This is a genomic window from Actinosynnema sp. (assembly GCF_052038725.1).
The window spans coordinates 1-2,415 of record NZ_JBQGCX010000093.1; the positions used below are offsets into that span (position 1 = coordinate 1).

Here is a 2,415-nt window from a genome sequence, read left to right on the forward strand (position 1 = left end):
GGCGCGGGCGGCGGACCGGGGCGCGCCCCACCCGCGGGGTTCCCGGTCCCCCGCAGCGCGGTGGGGGGACGGGGAACCGCTGCGGCTCAGGCCTTCCGGGACTCCGCGTAGGCCGCCAGCGACGCCAGCTGCGCCGGGTCCAGCGACGGGCGCACGACCCCGCGCGCCTTGGCCAGGTGCTCCGCCGTCACGGCGGTCGCCGACAGGGACTCGCGCATCGCGGTCAGCGCCGCCTCGCGGATCAGCGCGGCGCAGTCCGCCGCCGAGTAGCCGTCGAGGTCGTCCGCCAGCGCGGTCAGCTCGACGTCCTCCGCGAGCGGGGTGTTGCGGGAGGCGGAGCGCAGGATCTCCGCGCGGGCCTCGGCGTCCGGCGGCGGCACGTAGACCAGGCGCTCCAGCCTGCCCGGTCGCAGCAGGGCCGGGTCGACCAGCTCCGGGCGGTTCGTCGCGCACAGCACGATCACGTCGCGCAGCGGCTCCACGCCGTCCAGCTCGGTCAGCAGCGCGGCGACCACGCGGTCCGCCACGCCCGAGTCCGAGGACTGGCCCCGGCGCGGGGCCAGCGCGTCCACCTCGTCCAGGAACACCAGCGCGGGCGCGGCCTCGGCGGCCCTGCGGAACAGCTCGCGGACCGCGCGCTCGGACTCGCCGACGAACTTGTCCATCAGCTCGGCGCCCTTGACCGACAGCACGTTCAGCTTGCCCGTCCCGGCCAGCGCGCGGACCAGGAACGTCTTGCCGCAGCCGGGCGGGCCGTACAGGAGCAGGCCGCGCGGGGGCTCGACGCCGAGGCGGGCGAACGAGTCCGGGTACTGGAGCGGCCACAGCGCGGCCTCGGTGAGCGCCTGCTTGACCTCGGCCATGTCGCCGACATCGTCCAGGGTCAGGCCGCCGGTGCGCAGGGTGTCCGAGGTGGACATGGAGATCGGGCGGACGGTGTCCAGCGAGCCGAGGAGGTCCTCCTGCGCCACGCGCGGCTCGGCCTCCTGGCGCTGGCGCAGCGCGGAGCGGACGGCGGCCTCGCGGCGCACCGCCACCAGGTCGGCGGCGACGAAGCCGGGGGTGCGGTCGGCGACCTCGGCCAGGTCCACGTCCGGTTCGAGGGGCACCTCGCGCAGCAGCGCGCGCAGCAGCTCGCGGCGGGTCGCGCCGTCGGGCAGGGGCAGCACCAGCTCGCGGTCGACCAGGTCGGGGACGCGCAGGCGCGGGTCGATCAGCTCCGGGTTGGCGCTGGTGACCACGAGCGGGGTGGTGGCGAGCGCGGCGCGCAGGGCGTCGAGCACGACCGTGGCCACCGGGGGCGGGGTGGCGGCGGGCAGCAGCGCCTCCACGTCGGTGAGCACCAGCACCGCAGGGGAACCGGGCTGGGCCTGGGCCTGGGTGATCGCGTCGGCGAGGGCCCGCGCGGTGGCGTTGGCCTCCAGCACGGCGATCGCGGGCGCGGACACCTCGACCACGCGCGTGCCCGCCGCGTGCGCCACGGCCCGCACCAGGGTCGCCTTGCCGACCCCCTCGGGGCCGCTGACCAGCGCGGCGAGCCTGGGGGCCGCGCCGAGCCTGGTGAGCAGCTCCGGCTGGGTGAGGACGAGGTCGAGCCACTCGGCGAGGCGGCGGGCGGCGTCCTGCTGGCCGACCAGGTCGGCGACCGGGAGCGCCTCGGCGGGCGGGGGCGGCGGGGCGACCGGGGCGACGCCCGCGTCGACGGCGGGCGGGGCGGCCTGCGCCGGGGCGGGGGCGGTCGCGTCGCGCCAGGCCACGAGCGTGGAGGGGCGCACGGCCACCACGCCGCCGGGGTCGGCGGAGGTGATGGTGAGCAGCTCGTTGGTCCAGGTCGTGCCGATGGCGGCGGACAGCTTGCGGCGGGTGGCCGAGACGTCGGCGCCGGGCGGCGGGGCCAGGTCCTGCGGGAGCAGGGACACCGCGTCGCCGACGGTGAGGACCTTGCCGGTGAGCGCCATCCGGAGGGTCTCCGGGGTGAGCGCGGTGCTGGCCAGGCGGGAGCCCGCGACGGTGATGGTGCGGGCGGCGGACACCTCGACGGGGGCGACGACGAGCTCCGCGCCCTCGGTGACGCCGAGGTTGGAGAGGGTGATGTCGTCGACCAGCACGACGCCGAGGGGGCTGCCGTGGGGAGCCGCGGCGGCGAGGGCCGCGCTGACCCGCGCGCCGGTGAGGCGGACCGCGTCCCACTGGCGCAGGCCGAGCGCGTCCAGGACTTCGCGGTGCATCCGGACGACACCGCGGCGGGTGTCCAGCGCGGACGGGGAGAGCCTCGCGGTCAGGGTGATCACGGGGCCAGGGTAGTTCGACGGGCGGGGGTGGGTGGTGCGAAACCGGAAGGGGGGGCGGGCGCGCGGGGAGGAGGGGTGGGGGCGGCAGGCGAGCGGCGCGGCGAGCCCCGGTCGGGGTGGTCGG

At 78.0% G+C, this 2,415-nt stretch carries 1 protein-coding gene; it reads right to left on the bottom strand.

The window, feature by feature from the left end; translation table 11 throughout:
• Positions 1-86: 86 nt before the first annotated feature.
• Complete coding sequence (locus tag ACTUAL_RS01805) at positions 87-2,291, bottom strand: AAA family ATPase (protein ID WP_440899034.1); 2,205 nt, start codon at positions 2,289-2,291, stop codon at positions 87-89.
• Positions 2,292-2,415: the final 124 nt, after the last annotated feature.